The organism is Marinitoga aeolica (assembly GCF_029910535.1).
GTDB lineage: Bacteria > Thermotogota > Thermotogae > Petrotogales > Petrotogaceae > Marinitoga > Marinitoga aeolica.
The window spans coordinates 620,585-640,461 of sequence record NZ_CP069362.1 but is presented as its reverse complement, the minus strand read 5'-3'; the positions used below and the strand labels follow the sequence as shown (position 1 = coordinate 640,461).

Genomic DNA, 19,877 nt, shown 5'->3' with positions numbered 1-19,877 from the left:
ATATGTCTAAAATTGAAGATTTAGAATTAATTGGTGAAAAAATAAAAAAATGTGATAGTTGTTCTTTGAGCTTATCAAGAACAAATGTTGTAATTGGCGAAGGAAATCCGGATTCTCCAATAATGTTAGTAGGTGAAGGGCCAGGAGCAAATGAAGATTTACAGGGAAGACCTTTTGTTGGCAGAGCGGGAAATTTGCTTGATAAGCTATTAAAAGAAGTAGCAAAGGTTGAAAGAGAAAAATTATATATTACAAATGTTGTTAAATGTAGACCGCCAAAAAATAGAGTACCAACATCTGAAGAAATGGAAAAATGCAGTCATTTTTTAATGGCTCAAATTTCAGTGATAAAACCAAAAATAATAGTGGCTTTAGGTTCCACGGCATTGAATTATTTTTTAAAACAAGTTGTTCCAATTACCAGACATAGAGGAAAGTTTAAAGAATGGTATGGAGGGATATATATTTTTCCAACATTTCATCCAAGTTATTTATTAAGAAATAGAAGTGAAAAAGAAGGTTCTCCTTTATTTTACGCAAAATTGGATATGCAAGCGATAGGATACATGTATAAGCAATTAAAAGCTGATCCAAACCTTGATTTGAAAAAATTAGTTGAAATAACAGAAAAAGGAATAATAGCAGCTGAAAATAGGATAAAAAAATAGCTCCAAAAAAAATGAAATGCTCCCTCCAAAGTAGACAGTGTAATTAATAAAAAAACACTGAACTACTAGGAGGGATTTTTTATGCTTCAGCGATAGCTTCTATTTCTATTTATAATCTTTTATAAGCGGAATAAGTTTTATATTCTCGTGGTTTCATATGAAAAATACCAAATGAATTAGCAGGTATTTTTCCTTTCACACTTCCCATTTCTATGTAAAGTTCATTATCGCTAAAATGGTCAAAAAGATGCATGGCATCCAATAATAATGATTCTTCAAAATAAAGTTGAATTTCTTTATCTTCATTTGTTGGATTAATGACAACTAATTTTCCATCTCTGATACTATTATATTTCCTATAATAAGCTAAAATATTCTCGTCGTTTGATATAACTTCATAATATTTCCCCTTTTTCAAAGCTATTGAATTATTGAATAAATCTATTAATTTCATATAGAACTTAAGTGTTTCATTATTTTCATTTACCTTGTCCCATTCCATGACTCCACGACAGAATGGATCATGATCACCTTCCATACCTAATTCTTCACCATAATATATCAAAGGACTTCCAGGTAGTGTGAATTGCATTATTACTGCTAACTTCCATTTGTTTCCAAAGGTGTTTTTAATTCTTGGTGAATCATGAGACGAAAGCATATTCCATGATTTTAAAATTTTCATACCACTATCTTTTATAGTATTTTTAAGTATTTCTGCAGCAATTTTGGGTTTTAATGAACCATTTAGCATGTTTCTTATTATTACTGTATAATAATAATTCATTATACCATCCATAATCTGAATCCATTCTTTTGGATAAGCCCAAACCTCACCGATTATATCGTGGTTTTCGCCGAGAGATTTTATATGTTTAACAATATCTTTTAAAATATCAAAACCCAAATCATATGCACAATCAAGTCTCCAATGATCAACGCCTAATTTTGTCCACTTTTTCATTGCAGAATTTTCATCTTGCCACAATATTTTTCGAAGATTTTTACTTTCTAAATTAAGTTCTACCAAAGATTTATGATCTCGCCAATATGTAAAATCTCCATTTTCATATCTGAAAAATTCTTTTTCCTTTTCATTATTTAAGGCATTTTTGAACCATATGCTTTCATTGCTCATATGATTTAATGCTATATCCAAACATAATTCTATATTATTCTTATGTAATACAGTTATTAGATTTTTTAAGTCATTTTCATCTCCGAGTATAGGATCTATTTTAAAGTAGTCTTTCGCATCATATCTATGATTACTATTAGATTCAAAAATGGGTGTTAAGTATAAAAAATCCACATTTAATTCTTTAAGATAATCAATCTTTTCCTGTATTCCTTTTAGATCTCCACCATACATTGTATGAGCAGAATAATTCTTAGCCGTAATAGGAGTATTCCACTTTACATTTCCTCTGTTATAATATGAATAAAACCTATCTGGAAAAATTTGATATCCAATTTTTGCTTCCATAATACACCTCTTTCATATAAATTTTTGAGATAAGCAGAGATATTTTACCATAAATAAAAATTATTTTCAATAATTAAATATAATAACGAATATATTGTGAGAACAATGAAAAAATTTAAGGGGGAGATAACATGATCATTAGGAAAGCAAAAAAGGAAGATAAAAAAGATTTAATTGAAATATCTAAATATGCATGGGAAGATGATTATATTCCTAATATTATAAAAATGTTGAAAGCAGACAAAATATTGAGTCTTTAATAATTTTAAGTAACTATATGAGAAAATATAATACAAATTCTATCTCATTTATTTCTGGAAATTATGAAAAAGCTTTAGACTTTTCTATAAATTTATTCAGTAAGACTGAAAAAAATATATATGACATATATGATTCCTAAAAGACAAATAGATAAAAGAATTGTTTTAAACAAAGGATTTATAGAAGAGGATAAAGAAGAAAATGATGTGTTATTATATGTTCTTGAAAAAAAGTGATTTGAGGTATTTATAACGAGTTATATCTAAAAAAGATTATATTTCTTTTTAAAACGAGTTATTAAAAAAAGGCTAAAATAAGGTAAAATTTAAAATAGAATTTATAATAAGTCAATAATTGGGGGGATAAAATGAAAGTTGTAGGAAAAATTGTAAAGAGAATAGAAGGGAAAGAAAAGGCTTATGGTGAAGCCAAATATACGCCTGATATATATTTTGATAGAATGCTATATGCAGGAGTGGTATATTCAAATATATCACACGGTATTTTAAAGAGCATAGATATATCTGAAGCAGAGAAAGTTCCGGGAATTGTAAAAGTGGCTACATATGAAGATGTTCCTGGAACAAATAAATTTGGGGTATTAACGAAAGATATGTGGTTTTTAATTCCAGTAGGAGAAAAAATTAGATTTGAGCACGATGCGATAGCATTAATTGCTGGTGAAACTAAAGAAGCTGTAGAAGAAGCTATATCAAAAGTAAAGTTTGAAGTTGAGGAATTGCCTGCTGTATTAACTATAGAGGAAGCTATAAAAGATGAAATAAAGGTAAATAATGAAGAAACTAATATAGCATTTCATAAAAAAATCAGAAGAGGAGAAGTAGAAAATAGTTTTGAAATAGCTGATTTGATAATAGAAAGAGAATTTAGAACAGATTATCAAGAGCAGGCATATCTTGAAACTCAGGGTGCAGTTGCAAATTTTGATGGAGAAATCATGAGAATTTATGGATCAATGCAATGCCCATTTTATGTTCAGGAAGATGTATCTGAAATTTTAGATATTCCATTTAATAAAGTTGATGTAATACAGATGGAAACGGGAGGGGGATTTGGAGGTAAAGAAGATGTTCCATCTTATATTGCATCAAAAGCAGCATTATTGTCTTATTTGACAAAAAGACCTGTAAAAATTATATATAAAAGAGAAGATGATATAAAGGAAACAAGTAAAAGACATCCTTCAAAATCGAAATATAAAGTAGCTTTTAAAAAAGATGGAACAATAATAGGGTTAAAAAGCGAAACATATCTTGATATGGGAGCATACTCAACATTGTCACCAATAGTTATGTATAGAACTCTCACGCATTCTGCTGGTGCATATAAAGTTCCAAATGTGTATGTTGATGTATATGGTGTATATACAAATAAAGTTCCATGTGGTGCATTTAGAGGATTTGGATCACCACAGGTATTATTTGCTATTGAATCTGTAATGGATGAAGCTGCGGAAAAATTAGGCATTGATCCATGGGAAATTCGATATAAAAATGCACTTGAAGTTGGCGGCGAAACAGCAACAGGACATAAATTAGAATTTTCTGTTGGGGCTAAAAAAACACTTGAAAATATAAAAAAATTATCAAATTATGAACAGTTGAAAAAAGAAGTCGAGGAATTTAATAAAAATAATAATATAAAAAAACGAGGTTTGGGATGGTCACATATAATATATGGAGTAAGTTTAGGGGCAGGTGGGCAACATTTGGATGCTTCTAATTCTGAGGTTCATGTGTTCCCAGATGGTACAATAAACGTTATGTTTGGTGGAACAGAAATAGGTCAGGGTTCAAAAACTGCGATTTCAATGATAGTTTCTGAAATATTAGGTCAGAAACTAGATAAAATAAATGTATTGCAAACAGACACATTTATAGTTCAGGATAGTGGCCCAACAGTTGCTTCAAGAACTACAGTATTTAGTGGAAATGCTGCTAAAGATGCAGCTGAAAAAATTAAAAATAATATTATAGAGTTTTTATGTAATAAATTTAAAGTTAAACCAGAAGATATAAAAATAAATTTAGGAGTATACAAAATAAATGATAAAGAATATTCATTTGATGAAATTGCGAAAATGTGTAATGATTCAAATGTAAAGTTAAATGAATCAGGATGGTATAGATCTCCTAAATTGCATTTTGATATGGAAAATGGTGTTGGAGAAGCATATGTAACTTATACATATTCGACTCAATTAACTTTAGTTGAAGTAGATACTTTAACAGGCAAGGTTGATGTGAAAAAAATGTGGATATCGCATGATATAGGTAAAGCAATAAATTATGATGGAGTTATAGGACAGATACAGGGTGGTGCTGTTCAGGGAATGGGCCATGCCATAATGGAAGAAATAAAACAGAAAAATGGGAAGATAATTACAGATAATTTCAACAATTATATAATTCCAACAATAAAAGATGTTCCAGAAATAATTCCTGATGTTGTTGAAGAAGAATTTCCATATGGACCTTTTGGTGCAAAAGGAATAGGAGAACCATCTTTAATGACTGCTCCGCCATCTATAGCAAATGCTGTTTCTAATGCTATAAAAAAGAGGATAATAAAGATTCCAATTTCCATGGAAGACATAATATAAAAATCTAAACTCAGGGGGGTATTGATAGAATGAAAAGAGTGCCAATAGTAGGACCAACTTATGAAGAGATGTTACATCCAGAAAAAATTGATCCAGAAATCAGACAAAGAGCTATTGAAATGAAAGAGAAAGATCCTCTTCATCCAATTAATTTATTTAACATATCCTGGAAGGATGAGAATAATGAAATAAGGTATTTTGTTATGCCTAAGGAATTAACAGGTGTAGAGGCAAATATTATCGTGTTATATGCAAAAGATTTTCCATCTGGAAGTCATAAAGTGGGAGCAACATATTCTGTATTAATGGAAAAGACTATTACACACGAAGTTGATCCATCTATTCACAAATTAGTATGGCCGTCAACAGGAAATTATGGTATAGGTGGTGCATTTGTTAGTTCAAGAATGAATTATGATTCTCTTGTATTATTGCCAGAAGAAATGAGTAAAGAAAGATTTGAAATAATAAGAAAGTATGGATCAGAGGTTATTCCAACACCTGGTTGTGAATCAAATGTAAAAGAAATTTATGATAAATCAAAAGAACTATATGAATCAGATCCGGAACACATAAGGATTTTGAATCAATTCGAAGCTTTTGGAAATTATAGATTCCATTATTATGTAACTGGAAACACAATGATAGAAACTGTTAAAAGATATCATATTGGTAATGAAAGAATCGCTGCAATAGTGTTGGGTGTAGGGTCTGCAGGAACAATTGCAAGTGGAGATAGAGTAAAACAAGAATTTCCTGAGACTAAGGTTGTAGCTATGGAACCAGTTCAATGTCCAACAATTTCATTAAATGGTTATGGAGGACATGATATTCAAGGAATTGGAGATAAACACGTTACATGGATTCATAACGTTATGAATAATGATGCGGTTGTGTTAGTAGATGACATTGACAGTAAAAAAATGCTTCAAGTTTTAACAGACGAAGAAGGTAAAAAATTCTTAAAAGAATTTGTTGATCCAGAAATGGTAGAATATATTTCAGATAAATTTGGTATTTCAGGTGTTGCGAATGTAATTGGGGCTATAAAAATGGCTAAATTCTATAATTTAAAATCTGATGATAATATTTTTGTGGTTGCTACTGACAATATAGATAGATATCATTCTGTTATGGAACAAATGACAAAAACATATGGAAAACTTGATAGAGCAGAAGCAAAATCAAGAGTAGAGAGAATATTCCTTTATCAGGAAACATCAGGCATATTTGAAGGAGATAAATATAATAGAGAAAGATGGCACAACTTAAAATATTATACATGGATTGAACAACAGGGAAAAACATTAGAAGAACTGAATGCACAAAAAGAACAAAAATATTGGAAAGAGCATCAAAGAAAAGTAGAGGAAATGGATAAAATGCTAGAACAATATAGAGAGGAACATAAAGCAACTTTAAGGAAGGTGTGGCTTGACGAATGAAAAAGTTATTTAAAAACATATCATATCTTGCAACTTTTGATAATAAAGATACGGAACTTGAAAATGCATATATTTATATTGAGGATAATGTAATTAAGGATATGGGTACAGGTGATCCTGATTTAGAAGCAGATGAAATAATTAATTGTAAAGATATGCTTATAATGCCAGGGTTTGTAAATACACATCATCATTTATATCAATCATTAACAAGAAATGTTAAAGGAGCTCAAAATGCAAAACTATTTGATTGGTTAGTTTTTTTATATGAAAGATGGAAATTTATTGATAGGGAAGGATTTTATATTAGTTCTATTATTGCTAATTATGAAATGATGAAAACAGGGGTTACTACTACAACTGATCATTTATATTTATATCCATATGGATTAAATGAAGCTATAGATGCAGAAATAGAAGGAGCAATGAGAACGGGAATAAGATTTCATCCAACGCGTGGAAGTATGTCTATGAGTAAAAAAGATGGTGGATTACCTCCAGATAGTGTTGTTCAAACTGAAAAAGAAATAATAAAAGAGAGTATTAGAGTTATAGAAAAATATCATAACCCTGAAAAATATTCAATGTTAAGAATAGCATTAGCTCCGTGTTCTCCATTTTCTGTAACAGCAGATCTTATGAAAGAAACTGTGAAAATAGCAGAAGAATACGATGTATTAATGCATACGCATGTAGCTGAAACATTAGATGAAGATAAGTATTGTTTAGAAAAATTTGGCAAAAAACCTGTTGATTATATGGAAGAATTAGGTTGGCTTAATCCGAGAGCTTGGTTTGCTCATCTTGTTTGGTTGAGCGATTCAGATATTGAAAAATTGGCAAAAAATGATGTAGGTATGGCACATTGTCCTTCTTCAAACATGCGTTTAGGTTCTGGGATTGCACCAGTAACAAAAATGAAGGATAAAATAAGAATAGGGATAGCTGTAGATGGAAGCGCAAGTAATGATACTAATAATATGATTGCAGAAATAAGGAACGCATTATTATTGCAAAGGGTAAAATACGGTGCGGATGCTTTAACTGTAAAAGAAGCATTAAAAATGGGAACAATAGGTGGAGCAAGAGTTCTAAGAATGGATGATTATATTGGAAGTATAGAAATTGGTAAAGCTGCTGATTTTATTGGATTTAATTTAAACAGATTAGAATTTGCTGGAGGACTTGATGATCCACTTGGAGCTGTTTTAATGTGTGATGGAAAACAAGTTGATTTGAATGTTATTAATGGGGAAATAAGAGTTAAAGATGGAAAAATTCTTGATGAGGAATTACCAAGATTAATAGAAAAACACAATGAAATATCAAAAAAAGTTATAAATAGTTTATAAACAGATGCGGCATTATTGCCGCATTTTTGCTAGGAGGGAGAAAATGTTCGATATTTTAATTAAAAATGCAAAATTAAGGAATTATAAAGAGTTAAAAGATATTGGTATAAAAGGTGGTAGGATTGTTGAAATTTCAGATAATATTAGTGATAAATCAGAAAAAATCATTGAAGCTCATGGGAATTTAGTAACAGAATCTTTTGTTAATCCGCATCTTCACCTATGTAAAGTTTATACATTAATGAAAATGAATGAAGAAGCATTAAAAGATTATCATGGTGAAAATATGGGAAGAGCTATGACAGCTATTGAGCTTGCGGCAGAGATAAAAAAGCAATATGATGAAAAATGGATTATTCCAAATGTAAGAAAAGCATTAAACTTAGCAGTAGAAAATGGAGTGACCCATATAAGGGCTTTTGCAGATGTAGATAGTAAAGCTAAACTTGTAGGAGTAAAATCTTTGTTAAAAGTAAAAGAAGAATTTAAAGATAAATTGTATTTAGAAGTTGTAGCTTTTCCTCAAGATGGAATTGTAAAAGAACCAGGGACATATGAATTGATTAAAGAAGCAATAAAATTAGGTGCAGATGTTGTTGGAGGTATTCCGTGGATTGAATTAACCGAAGAAGATGAAAAAGAACATATCGATAAAATGTTTGAAATTGCTAAAGAATTTAATAAACCTATATCTATGTTAGTTGATGATGCTGGAGACCCTGGATTAAAAACACTTGAAATGTTAGCCGTAAAAACTTTAAAGGAAGGGTTTGAAGGAAAAGTATTGGCTCATCACGCCAGAGCAATGTCTATGTATTCTACACCATACTTAATGAAGTTAATAGAATTATTAAAAAAAGCAAGAATTGGAATTATAACAGATCCTCATACTGGGCCACTTCATGCAAGAGTAAAAGAATTAATTTCAGAAGGAGCATTAGTAGCATTAGGACAAGATGATATTTCGGATGCTTATTATCCTTATGGAAGGAATAATATGCTTGAAGTAGCTTTTTTAGCATCTCATATTTTATGGATGACAACACAAAAAGATATGGAAATATTATATGATATGATAACTATTAACGGAGCTAAAAGTATGGGAATAAAAGATTTTGAAATAAAAGAAGGGAATTTAGCTAATTTGGTAATATTAAAAGAGAAAAATATATTAGAATCATTGAGAAATCATGAAAAACCGCAATATGTTATATTTAAAGGAAATATATTATAAACTAATAATCAATCTTCTGCTAATCTATAATTAAAATTATTGTCACCAAAAACATTAAAATGTAAAAAAATAGATATAGAATAAAATAGATAATCATTGTTATTCAGGGGGATGGCTATGAATGATAAAGTAAAGAATATTATATTTGAAAAGCATTTCGAAAATGAAAATATGGGGATATTGATAATTCACAAAAGAGAAGTTGAATATCTTAATAATGCATTTAAAAGAATAGCTAAATTATTTGATGTAAATTTAGAAGAAATTTCACCATTGGAGATTTATTTTGATTATAAAAACTATGTTAAAATAAAATCAGATATAACTAAACTGCATAATTTGATGGATTATATAAATATATTCCAAAATGCAAATAATGAAATTTCCTTTAAAGATGTAAAAGAATTTAAAGAAAGGTATATAGAAATTGGTTTTGAAGGTGTTATTATAGAAAATGAAAAATATTATGTAATAACAGTCTTAGATGTAACAAATGAAATAAAATTACTCGATTATAAATATCTTGAAATATCAAAAAAGATAAGTGAGATAAGTTTTAAAGAATTATCAAAATTAAATTTCAATAGTAGAAGAACGTATGAAAAGATATTTAATGTTTTAAAAGAATATGATATTATTAAAGAAATAGCTATAGCCACTTTGAAAGATAAAAACAAAATTTATATTGAATTTGGTATTATAGATGATATAGTTTTAACAGGAAAAGAATTTTTAAGAAGTAATAAAACATTGACTTCATACGTTATAGATTACAACAAAAAAATATATATTTCAGATTCTCTTAATTATGAGCTACCATATGGATATAAAATACACCATGTTGGTGCCAGGCCAAAACCATATAGTGTTTATGGCGTTCCATTAAAGGATGAAAATGATGAAGTATATGGAGCAATTTTGTATGAAAGACCTAAAAATGATAGATTTACAAAGTTGGAATTTGCATTGTTAGATGAAATAACATATGCAATTCAATCGGTTATAAGATTTAACAATCTATATAGAGAATTGTATCAGGAAAAAGAAAAATATTATGAAATGTCGATAAAAGACCATTTAACCAAAGCATATAATAGGAATTTTTTAGGGGAATATTTAAAAAAAATTTATGAACAAAGTAAAAGATATGGTGATCTCATAACAATAAGTTTTATAGATATAGATGATTTTAAAATGATAAATGATATTTATGGGCATGATTATGGAGATATGTGTTTAATTTTATTTTCTGAAGTTGTTAATGAAAATATCCGTGAATCTGATATTTTTGCAAGATATGGTGGAGACGAATTTATTATTATTTTTCCAAATACAAATATTGAAGATTCAAAAAAAATTATGAATAGAATAAAGGAAAAATTGAAACATTCGGAATTTCCAATAAGCATTTCTTTTGGAATAACGGAATTGGATGAAACGATAACTTTAACAGAAAACTTAAAAAAAGTAGATACATTGATGTATGAAATGAAAAAAACAAAAAAATGCTGAGGAATTAACCTCAGCATTTTTTATGATCTAAGTTTTAAATTAATTCTTTTAAGATCTTTATCTATATCTAAAATTTCTACAGTAACAATTTGATTTATACTTAGAACCTCAGAAGGATGCCTAATAAATTTATCTGAAACATTTGATTTATGGATTAAACCATTTTCTTTTATACCAAGATCTACAAATGCTCCAAAATCTGTGATGTTAGTCACTCTTCCTTGTAAAATCATACCAACTTTTAAATCATCTAAAGTTAGAACATCTTCATATAATAATGGTTGAGGTAGATCATCTCTTAAATCTCTTCCGGGTTTTTTTAATTCTGAAATAATATCTTTTAATGTGTACTCTCCAATATCTAATTTTTCAGATAATTCTTTGATCTTGTCATTGGTTGTATATTTATCCAATTCTCTTCTAATCAAATTTAATTTTTCATTATCAAGAATATCTTCTTTTTTGAATCCGAAAAATTTTAGTAATTCTTCTGTTTTTTCATAACTTTCAGGGTGAATACCTGTAATTTCTAAAGGATTTTCTCCATCAAATATTCTTAAAAAGCCAGCAGCCTGTTCAAAAGCTTTTGGACCAAATCCCTTAACATTTAATAATTCATTTCTTGATTTAAAAGGACCATTTTCTTCTCTATATTTTACTATATTTTCTGCAAGTTTTGGTGTAATACCAGAAATATATTGTAATAATGCTGAAGATGCAGTGTTTAAATTAACACCAACAAGATTTACTACATGTTCAACGGTATTTTCTAATTTTTCTTTTAATAATTTTTGATTCATATCGTGTTGATATTGTCCAACTCCAAGAGATTTTGGATCTATTTTTACAAATTCTGCTAATGGATCTTGAATTCTTCTTCCGATACTTATAGCTCCTCTTACAGTAACATCAAGATCTGGAAACTCTTTAACAGCCAATTTTGAAGCGGAATACACAGAAGCACCAGACTCATCAGCAAAAATATATTTTAAATTCAAATTATGTTTTTTAACAGTATCAACGATAAATTTTTGCGTTTCTCTAGAAGCAGTTCCATTTCCTATTACGATAAGATTCAAATTATATTTTTTAATTAGATCTAAAACAATTTTTTCAGCATTTTCAAAATCATTTTGAGGTGGAACAGGATAAATAGTATTATTTTCCAAAAACTTACCAGATTCATCTAAAGCTACAACCTTACATCCTGTTCTATAACCTGGATCTATAGCTAAAACTCTTTTATTTTTTAAAGGTGGTGTAAGTAATAATTCTTTTAAATTTTTAGAAAATAATTCAATTGATTTTTCTTCTGCACGTTGAGTTAAAATATTTCTAACTTCATTCGAAATAGATGGGAATAACATATTTTTAAATCCGTAATCGAGCCCTACTTTTATAACCTTATTATTTTCTGGAAATCTGGTTAAATAATTTCTATATAATTTTTCAATATATTTATCTTCGATAGTTAATTTGACACTTAAAACACCATCTTTTTCACCCCTATTGATAGAGAGCACTCTGTAATTAGGTATTCTTGAAATTTCTTGAGAAAATTCGTGATACATATCATATTTAGTTTTTTCTTCTAAGAATTTCTTTTTCTTAGAGCTTTCTATTTTTCCAAATCTTAATAAATCATTTCTTAAAGTTTTTCTTATTTTTTCATTGTGGGCGAAATACTGCCCTATAATAAATTTAACCCCTTCTAAAACTTCATCAATAGAAGGAACTTTGTCATTTATAAATTTTTCAGCTTCTTTTTCAATCTCTGTTATTTCCTGTAATAATAATTTTTGTGCTAATGGTTCTAAACCATTTTCGATAGCAATGTCTGCTTTAGTTTTTTTTCTTTTTTTATAAGGCAAATATAAATCTTCAACTTCGCTCAGCTTCATGGAATTTAATATTTTATTTTTCAAATCTTCTGTTAATTTTCCCTGTTCTTCTATGGATTTTATGACGCTTTCTTTTCTTTTCTCTAACTCCGTATAATATTGGTACAATTCAGAAATTTTTCTAACATCTTCTTCTGTTAAATTTCCTGTGGCTTCTTTTCTATATCTACTAATAAAAGGAATTGTATTTCCATTATCCAGCAACTCTATAGTATTTTTTACCTGCCATTCTTTAGCTTTTATATCTTTTGAAATAACCTCTAAAATATTCATCAAATCACCCCTAAATCATACTTTTAGCTAATAATCAAAGCTTAAATTAAATTAATAAAACAGGGATTATATCCCTGTTTTATTAATTTTTATTAATTTTCATCTTCTTTGTTTTCTTCGTTTTGTTTTTCTTCGAAGTTTTCTACTTCAACAACTTCAACATTTTTTGAAATATGTTCAGCAACTTTTTTACTTAAAATATCCCACATTAAATTTCCCAATATTTCAGCGTTTGAATAAATTATTTCTCTTGCTTTATCATGTGGAATTCTGTACATGTGTGCAAAAGAATGTATAGATTCGCTCAATTCTTTTTCTTCAACTTTTAAGTTATTTTCTTCAGCAATTTTATTTATTATTGTCATTTCTTTTACTGATTTTATAGCTTGTTCTTTTAATTCGTTAATGTAGTTTTCTTCTCCGCCGTGTTTTTCAACTTCTTCGTCATATTTTCCGTTTTGTTTTACTCTTTCTAAAGTTTTTTCAACAAAATCATCAATTGTTTCATCGGCAACATCAATTTCAACATATTTATGTAGTTCAGCAAGGATATAATTTTTAATATAATCATCTTTCCATACTCTAAATGATTCTGCACCTTCTTTAGATAATTTTTCTTTTAATTCGAGTACTGAATTTACTTCTGCATCTAATGTTTTTGCAATTTCATCTGTTAATTCTGGAACAATTCTTTTATAGACGCCTTCAACAGTTATTTGATATAAGTATTTTTTATCTTCAAATTCTCTGTTTATTTCCACATAATCGCCTTTCTTTTTACCAATTAAATCTGTAACCATAGGTCTTTTGTCTTCTTCGTATAATACGTATTCACTTTCCTTATCTTTGAATAATTCTTTTCCTTCTTCGTTTAATACAGTGTATTTTACTTTTACTAAATCTCCAATTTCAGCTGGTTCTTCTTTCTCTTCTAAAATAGGATTTTCCTCTAATAATTCTTTGATTCTGTCTTCTACAAATTTTTCAACAACTTTTTTTTCTGTAGGGACTTCAACTTTTAATTCTTCGAATTTGGTTGAAACAACTTCAGGATGTTCGTGAATTAATACTTCGATTTCAGCGTAGTCGTTATCTAATGCAAATGATTCAATATATGGACCAAACAAAACTTTCGCATCTTTAAATTCATTTTCAACTTTTTCGATTAAAATTTCTCTAACCATTTCTATAAAATCTTCACCAAATTTAATTTTCATAACTTTTTTTGGGACTTTACCTTTTCTGAATCCATGAAATGTGTATCTTTGGTTTAATTCTCTAACTATTTGGTTTTCTGCATTATCAATTTCTTTTTTGTCAAATTTGATAAGATACCTTTTTACATTCTTTTCTTCGGAAATAATTTCTTTTTGCACGTTCAACACTCCTTTTCTAAAGTTTTTTTCTAGTGTATATTATACAGATAATTTACTTTAATACTGTTAAAATTAGGTCAAAATAGGATTTCGAGGAAGTAATAACTTTTATAACTTTTTTGATTATTTGATTTTCTTTTTTGGAAAATTTATTGTATAATATTACGGGGGAATGGGAGGTGAATATTTTGAATAAAAAAAGATTGAAAGATTTATTATTTAGCAATTCATTTATTATAATGGTAATATTAGGAATAATAATGATTATAATTATTTCGGTAACAGAAAATATATTATTTAGACATTTGTATAATTCGACTATAAAAGGCTCCATTGCGTCTATCTCGAGATATTATAATAATGGTATAAAATATCTAGAATTTCATAGCAGTAATTATGAAGAGATTTTGTCAGAAACTCTGGATGAAGCATATTCGAATTATAAGAAGAATAATAGACAGAATATTTTTTCAATACCGGAAATAAAATTTTTGAAAGAAAAACAAATAATAAAAAATGTAAATTATTATATAATAGATAAGAATGGAATAATAATAGAAACTGATTATACAAATGATTTGGGGTTGAATTTGTCGTTAAGGGTTCCTGAATACTGGAGAAACTTGAAAAAAAAGTTAGAAAATGATAAAAAATTTATAGGGAAAATATCTTTTGAAGTAAAAACAAATAATCCAAGAATATATGGATATAAAGTAATGGAAAATGGTAATATATTTGAGGTTGGATTATTACTTAATGAAAAAAATATCCCTAATTTTTTGAAAGATATTTCTGTTATAAAATTCAATTTTATTGAGGGTATTTACACTTATAATAATTCATATATTCCGTTTTCATCAGATTATCCATTATTGGATAATGAAGAAAAGGATATTTTTAGCAAATTAAAATATTCTGATGGTGAAATAAAAGATTATATAATTAAAGAAAAATCTGATGGTAAGAAAGTATATATTTATTTTAAATGGAGACCATCTGGTGATGAAAAAAGTTTTAATTTTGCAGCTTTGACGAAAGTAGAAATAAATTTTTCAGATATTGTAAAAGTAAAGAATTATTTAATATATATTTCGATGCTGGTTATAGGTGGGTTTATTTTAATTTTTGCTATGGTTATAGGTTATAATTCAAGAAAAGTTGAAAAACCTTTGATTAGATTGATAAAAAATATTGAAAATGGGAAGGTAGAAGAAGTTGAAACGAATGTTTTAGAGATTGATACTTTAATTAAATATTACTCCCATTTAGTAACAACTCTTTCAAAGAAAATAAGTGAAGAGGAGAATGAATTATTAAATTTAAAAAAGAAATTCGAAATGATTGAAAAGGAAAAAGAACTTTTATATGATATGGCATTGAAAGATGATTTGACTAAATTATTTAATAAAAAAGGATCAATAAAAGTATTTCAAAAAATAATAAGTAATAAAGAGAGTTTTTGCGTAATATATATAAGTTTGGATAATTATAAAAGTGTATTGGAACAACATGGTAAAAATGAAGCAAATGAAATGATTTTAGAGTTAGTGGGGATTATAAAGAAGACTATTAGGGATAGAGATTTTGTTTTTAGAATAGGGGAAGAAGAGTTTTTAATTGTGTTAAGGTATTTAAACCTTGAGATAACTCAAAAGATTCTGAAAAGATTGGTAGACTTTGTAAAAAAGTTCAATATAACAACAGATAAAGTATATAAAATTTCAATTAGCTATGGCCTTTTAGAATATAGTGGCCAGGATATTGAATCTATTTTTATTGATTCTAAAAAACGTATGAAAGAAATGAAAGATAAGAAAAAAGAATTATTAAGAAGATTAAAAAATAATGATTAGAGGTAAAGAAAAATGGATATATTCCCTTTTTATGGAGATAAAGGTATTAAAGTTTATTTGTTTATTTTGCCACCATTTGGTGTAAATACTTATGTAATTACAACTAATAAAACGATAATTATAATAGATCCAGGGAAATTTAATGGGTTAATATTTAACTTTTTTGACATAGGCTCTTTTAAATACAAAGGGGTGCTTGTTACACACACCCATTATGATCACATAATAGGATTAAAAGACTTTGAGAATTTTGAAATAATGATTCCAGAAAAAGAGAAAATGGGGTTAACAGATTCTTCTGTTAATCTCAGTTTTTTATTTTCTGATGAACTTAAACTAAATATTCATTATAAAGAATTATATGAAGGATACTATAATTATGGTGATTTAAAGTTTTTAGCTTCATATTATCCTGGTCATACTCCTGGTTCCATGATATATGATTTTGGCGATTTTATCTTTACAGGTGATTTTATTTTTTCAGAATCAATAGGGAGAACGGATTTGCCCTATGGAGATGAAAAAATAATGTTTCAATCATTAGCTAAATTCAATGAGTATATTAAAGCAAAAGAAGAAACTACCCTGATAATGCCAGGACATATGGGGATTTGTACATTAAAAGAATTAAAGAAAAACAATATTTTTTTAAAATATGGAGGGAAAAAATGATAGAAAGATATTCTTTATCACCAATGAAAGAAATATGGACAGAAGAAGAAAAGTATAAACGTTGGTTGGAAATAGAATTATCTGTAGTTGAAGCATTTGAAGAAAAAGGGATAGCGCCAAAAGGTACTGCTGAAAAAATTAGAAGTCAAGCAAAAATAGATGTAGATAAAATTCTTGAAATTGAAAGTGTTGTAGATCATGATGTAATAGCATTTATAAAATCAATTACAGATGGTATGGATGATGAAGCAAGGTATTTTCACAAAGGTTTAACTTCTTCAGATATAGTAGATACCGCCTGGTCTTTGGGGCTCAAAAGAGCTGGAGAATTAATATTAGAAGAATTAAAAAAATTAGTAGAAATATTAAAAGAAAAGGCCATAAAATACAAGTATTTATATACAGTAGGAAGATCACATGGAGTACATGCTGAACCAACTTCTTTTGGATTAAAAATGTTATCATATTTAGCAGAATTAGAAAGAAATATAAAGAGATTTGAATGGGCAATTGAGAATATATCTTATGGGAAGCTCAGTGGTGCTGTGGGAAATTATGCTAATATAGATCCAGAAATAGAAAAAATAGCATTAACAAAATTAGGTTTAAAACCAGAAACAGTAGCAACACAAGTTGTGCCGCGTGATAGACATGCAGAATATCTCTCTGTATTATCATTAATTGGAGCAGGAATAGAAAGAATAGCGGTTGAAATAAGACATTTGCAAAAAACAGAGGTTTTAGAAGCACAAGAACCATTTAAAAAAGGACAACGTGGGTCATCAGCTATGCCACACAAAAAGAATCCTATTTTATGTGAAAGATTAACAGGTATGGCGAGAATGCTTAGAAGCTATACTGTAGCAGGATATGAAAATATAGCATTATGGCATGAAAGAGATATATCTCATTCTTCTGTTGAAAGAGTATTTTTACCAGATGCAACATTAATAGCATTTTATATGGTGAAAAAAACACAATATTTAATAGAAAATCTTATTGTAAATGAAGACAGGATGAAAGAAACATTTGAAAGGTCATATAATTTAGTATATTCTCAAAGAGTGTTATTATCGTTAATAGATAAGGGGATGAGCAGAGAAGAAGGATATAAGTTTGTTCAAAAATATGCATTAGAAGCATGGGAAACAAGAAAAGACTTTAAAGAATTGTTATGGGATAATGAAAAAATCAGAAATCTATTTTCTAAGGAAGAATTTGATGAAATTTTCACACCACATTATTATTTAAGAAATATCGATGCGATATATAGAAGATTTAATCTAAAATAAGCTGCCCAATGGCAGCTTATTTTACTGAAAATATAGTACTTCCAGAGCCGCTCATTAATGAAACAATAGAGTTTTTTAACATTTCCTCTTTAATATTTTTTAATTTTGGATATTTAAGAAAAACAACCTGTTCAAAAATATTAAAAGAATTTTTTCTTATTTTTTCTATATTTCCTTCTTTATAAGCTTCGTATAATATCATTGGATTACCTAAATGTTTTAAGTTGTTCCAATTATTATCAATTTCTTTATACATTTCAGGAGTTGAAACATGTATTCCTGGAAATTTAAATTCAAAATCCAGGTTTAGAGGTTCTAAAAATGTAAGTTTATCCCCAATTCCTTCAGCAATCGCGGTACCACCAAATATTAAAAAAGGTACATCACCACCGACTTTTGACCCAATTTCTATAATATCTGAATTACTTATTTTATAATGTTCTTTTAAAAATCTTAAAATGACGGCAGCATCAGCGCTTCCACCACCGATTCCACCGCCTTGAGGTAATTTTTTATTTAAATGAATTTTCAAATTGAAATTATAACCAGTTAGTTTTTTAAAAGTATCTATTGCTTTTTTTATTAGATTATTTTCCCATGGAAAATCTAATTTAGGAGTAGATGTAAATATTTCTTTTTCAGAAAATTCAACATCAATTTCATCGTATAATGGAATACTATTAAATAAAGTTAAAATGTCATGATATCCGTCATCTCTTTTATTCACCACATCTAAAAAAAGATTGACTTTTGCATATGCTTTTAAGAGCATTAAATCACCTCAAGAGCTCTTAATGCAATATGAGACCAACCTTCAAAATTACCATTGAAATTTCTAAATTCTAATTCATCTAACCATAATTCATTGAAATTTTCTTTTTCTCTAATATCTGCGGTTGTAACATAAGCAATAAACAGAATTCCAAGATGAACTCTGGAAACTTCTGTTGAATCATCTAAAATCAAACCAACATATTCTAATGATTTTAATTTGTCAATATATAATTCTTCGTTTAATTCTCTGTTTAATCCATTATAAAATGTCAATTCAGGATTGTTGCTTTCATCAATAGGGTTTATATGACCGCCAATTCCAACGCTGTATAAATTATGTAATCTTTTTTCTGTTTGTTTTTTTGTTCTTTGTACAACTAAAATTTTACCTTTTTCATCTTTTATAACAACATATGGAATAATTTGTTTTTTTGATTCATCAGTTTCTGCTAATTCTCTATCGATAAAATAGGCATTTTTAAAAATTTTTTCAAGCATATTTTGTTCTACTATAGTAAATCCATTATAAAATTCGATATCCTGTAAAATTTCATTATTTACTACCCAAACTTTTTCTTTCATTCAATAACCTCCACAGTGATATTTTGATTAGTATATATACATATATCTCCAGCTATTTTTAAAGCTTTTGTTGCAATTTCTTCTGCATCTAAATCTGTATTTTGCAATAATGCCTTTGCAGCAGCTAAAGCATATGGACCGCCAGAACCAATAGCCATTACATTTTCTTCTGGTTCAATAACTTCACCATTTCCTGAAATTAATAGTAAATAATCTTTGTCTCCTACCAATAACATAGCCTCTAATTTTCTTAAAACCTTATCTGTTCTCCAATCTTTAGAAAGTTCAACAGCAGCTTTTAATAAATTTCCTGCATTTGCTCTGTATTTGGTTTCGAATCTTTCAAATAAAGCTAAAGCATCGGCAACTGAACCAGCAAAACCAGCAATAACTTTACCTTCTCCTAATCTTCTAACTTTTCTTGCAGTTCCTTTAAATATTGTATTGCCAAGTGTAATTTGACCATCACCAGCAATTACAGTTTTTCCATTTTTTCTAACTCCAACGATTGTGGTTCCTCTAAATTCCATGTTAAACACCTCGCTATTTTGATTTTAAGTAATTTCTAAGAAT

At 28.1% G+C, this 19,877-nt stretch carries 16 protein-coding genes; 10 read left to right on the top strand and 6 right to left on the bottom strand.

Annotated features, from left to right (window positions below):
* The first annotated feature begins 2 nt into the window (after window positions 1-2).
* Window positions 3-668 carry a uracil-DNA glycosylase gene (locus tag JRV97_RS03085; protein WP_281000088.1) on the top strand — a complete coding sequence of 222 codons (666 nt, stop codon included), beginning with the start codon at window positions 3-5 and terminating at the stop codon, window positions 666-668.
* Window positions 669-777: 109 nt separating this feature from the next.
* Here the strand turns inward: JRV97_RS03085 and JRV97_RS03080 are convergent, their stop codons facing one another.
* Window positions 778-2,154, bottom strand: coding sequence for an alpha-amylase family glycosyl hydrolase (locus tag JRV97_RS03080; RefSeq protein WP_281000086.1), 1,377 nt, complete (start codon window positions 2,152-2,154; stop codon window positions 778-780).
* 131 nt (window positions 2,155-2,285) lie between these two features.
* Between JRV97_RS03080 and JRV97_RS03075 the strand changes: the two genes are divergently transcribed.
* From JRV97_RS03075 to JRV97_RS03050, 6 genes are all read left to right on the top strand, one after another.
* Entirely contained in the window at window positions 2,286-2,414 is a 129-nt protein-coding gene (locus JRV97_RS03075) for a hypothetical protein (protein ID WP_281000084.1), read from the top strand.
* Window positions 2,415-2,782: 368 nt separating this feature from the next.
* Window positions 2,783-5,038: a xanthine dehydrogenase family protein molybdopterin-binding subunit gene (locus JRV97_RS03070; RefSeq protein ID WP_281000082.1), complete on the top strand. Its 2,256-nt coding sequence runs from the start codon at window positions 2,783-2,785 to the stop codon at window positions 5,036-5,038.
* 29 nt (window positions 5,039-5,067) lie between these two features.
* Window positions 5,068-6,483, top strand: coding sequence for a pyridoxal-phosphate dependent enzyme (locus JRV97_RS03065; RefSeq protein ID WP_281000080.1), 1,416 nt, complete (start codon window positions 5,068-5,070; stop codon window positions 6,481-6,483).
* Window positions 6,480-7,835, top strand: a complete 1,356-nt coding sequence (locus tag JRV97_RS03060; RefSeq protein WP_281000078.1) for an 8-oxoguanine deaminase — start codon at window positions 6,480-6,482, stop codon at window positions 7,833-7,835. The genes JRV97_RS03065 and JRV97_RS03060 overlap by 4 nt, the downstream gene beginning before the upstream one ends.
* A 43-nt stretch (window positions 7,836-7,878) precedes the next feature.
* Window positions 7,879-9,069, top strand: coding sequence for an amidohydrolase family protein (locus tag JRV97_RS03055; RefSeq protein WP_281000076.1), 1,191 nt, complete (start codon window positions 7,879-7,881; stop codon window positions 9,067-9,069).
* A 117-nt stretch (window positions 9,070-9,186) separates the two neighbouring features.
* Entirely contained in the window at window positions 9,187-10,581 is a 1,395-nt protein-coding gene (locus JRV97_RS03050; RefSeq protein WP_281000074.1) for a sensor domain-containing diguanylate cyclase, read from the top strand.
* A 20-nt stretch (window positions 10,582-10,601) separates the two neighbouring features.
* Here JRV97_RS03050 and JRV97_RS03045 read toward each other — a convergent pair whose 3' ends face one another.
* Window positions 10,602-12,755 (bottom strand): Tex family protein, encoded by a 2,154-nt coding sequence (locus JRV97_RS03045; RefSeq protein ID WP_281000072.1) that lies wholly within the window; start codon window positions 12,753-12,755, stop codon window positions 10,602-10,604.
* 92 nt (window positions 12,756-12,847) lie between these two features.
* Window positions 12,848-14,131 carry a trigger factor gene (locus JRV97_RS03040; protein ID WP_281000070.1) on the bottom strand — a complete coding sequence of 428 codons (1,284 nt, stop codon included), beginning with the start codon at window positions 14,129-14,131 and terminating at the stop codon, window positions 12,848-12,850.
* Between the two features lie 188 nt (window positions 14,132-14,319).
* Here JRV97_RS03040 and JRV97_RS03035 point away from each other — a divergent pair, with 188 nt between their 5' ends.
* Genes JRV97_RS03035 through purB form a run of 3 tightly spaced genes read left to right on the top strand, consistent with a single transcriptional unit; the run spans window position 14,320 to window position 17,948 of the window.
* Window positions 14,320-15,984 (top strand): GGDEF domain-containing protein, encoded by a 1,665-nt coding sequence (locus JRV97_RS03035; RefSeq protein ID WP_281000068.1) that lies wholly within the window; start codon window positions 14,320-14,322, stop codon window positions 15,982-15,984.
* A 12-nt stretch (window positions 15,985-15,996) separates the two neighbouring features.
* Window positions 15,997-16,656: an MBL fold metallo-hydrolase gene (locus JRV97_RS03030; protein WP_281000066.1), complete on the top strand. Its 660-nt coding sequence runs from the start codon at window positions 15,997-15,999 to the stop codon at window positions 16,654-16,656.
* Window positions 16,653-17,948 (top strand): adenylosuccinate lyase, encoded by a 1,296-nt coding sequence (purB, locus tag JRV97_RS03025; protein WP_281000064.1) that lies wholly within the window; start codon window positions 16,653-16,655, stop codon window positions 17,946-17,948. Before JRV97_RS03030 ends, purB begins: the two co-directional genes overlap by 4 nt.
* A gap of 16 nt (window positions 17,949-17,964) precedes the next feature.
* Here the strand turns inward: purB and ispE are convergent, their stop codons facing one another.
* The 3 genes from ispE to hslV are packed head-to-tail and all read right to left on the bottom strand — an operon-like array spanning window position 17,965 to window position 19,834.
* Window positions 17,965-18,720 (bottom strand): 4-(cytidine 5'-diphospho)-2-C-methyl-D-erythritol kinase, encoded by a 756-nt coding sequence (gene ispE / locus JRV97_RS03020; RefSeq protein WP_281000062.1) that lies wholly within the window; start codon window positions 18,718-18,720, stop codon window positions 17,965-17,967.
* On the bottom strand, window positions 18,720-19,304 hold the full coding sequence (locus JRV97_RS03015; RefSeq protein ID WP_281000060.1) for an NUDIX domain-containing protein: 585 nt from the start codon (window positions 19,302-19,304) through the stop codon (window positions 18,720-18,722). Before JRV97_RS03015 ends, ispE begins: the two co-directional genes overlap by 1 nt.
* Window positions 19,301-19,834, bottom strand: a complete 534-nt coding sequence (hslV, locus tag JRV97_RS03010; protein WP_281000058.1) for an ATP-dependent protease subunit HslV — start codon at window positions 19,832-19,834, stop codon at window positions 19,301-19,303. Before hslV ends, JRV97_RS03015 begins: the two co-directional genes overlap by 4 nt.
* Window positions 19,835-19,877: the final 43 nt, after the last annotated feature.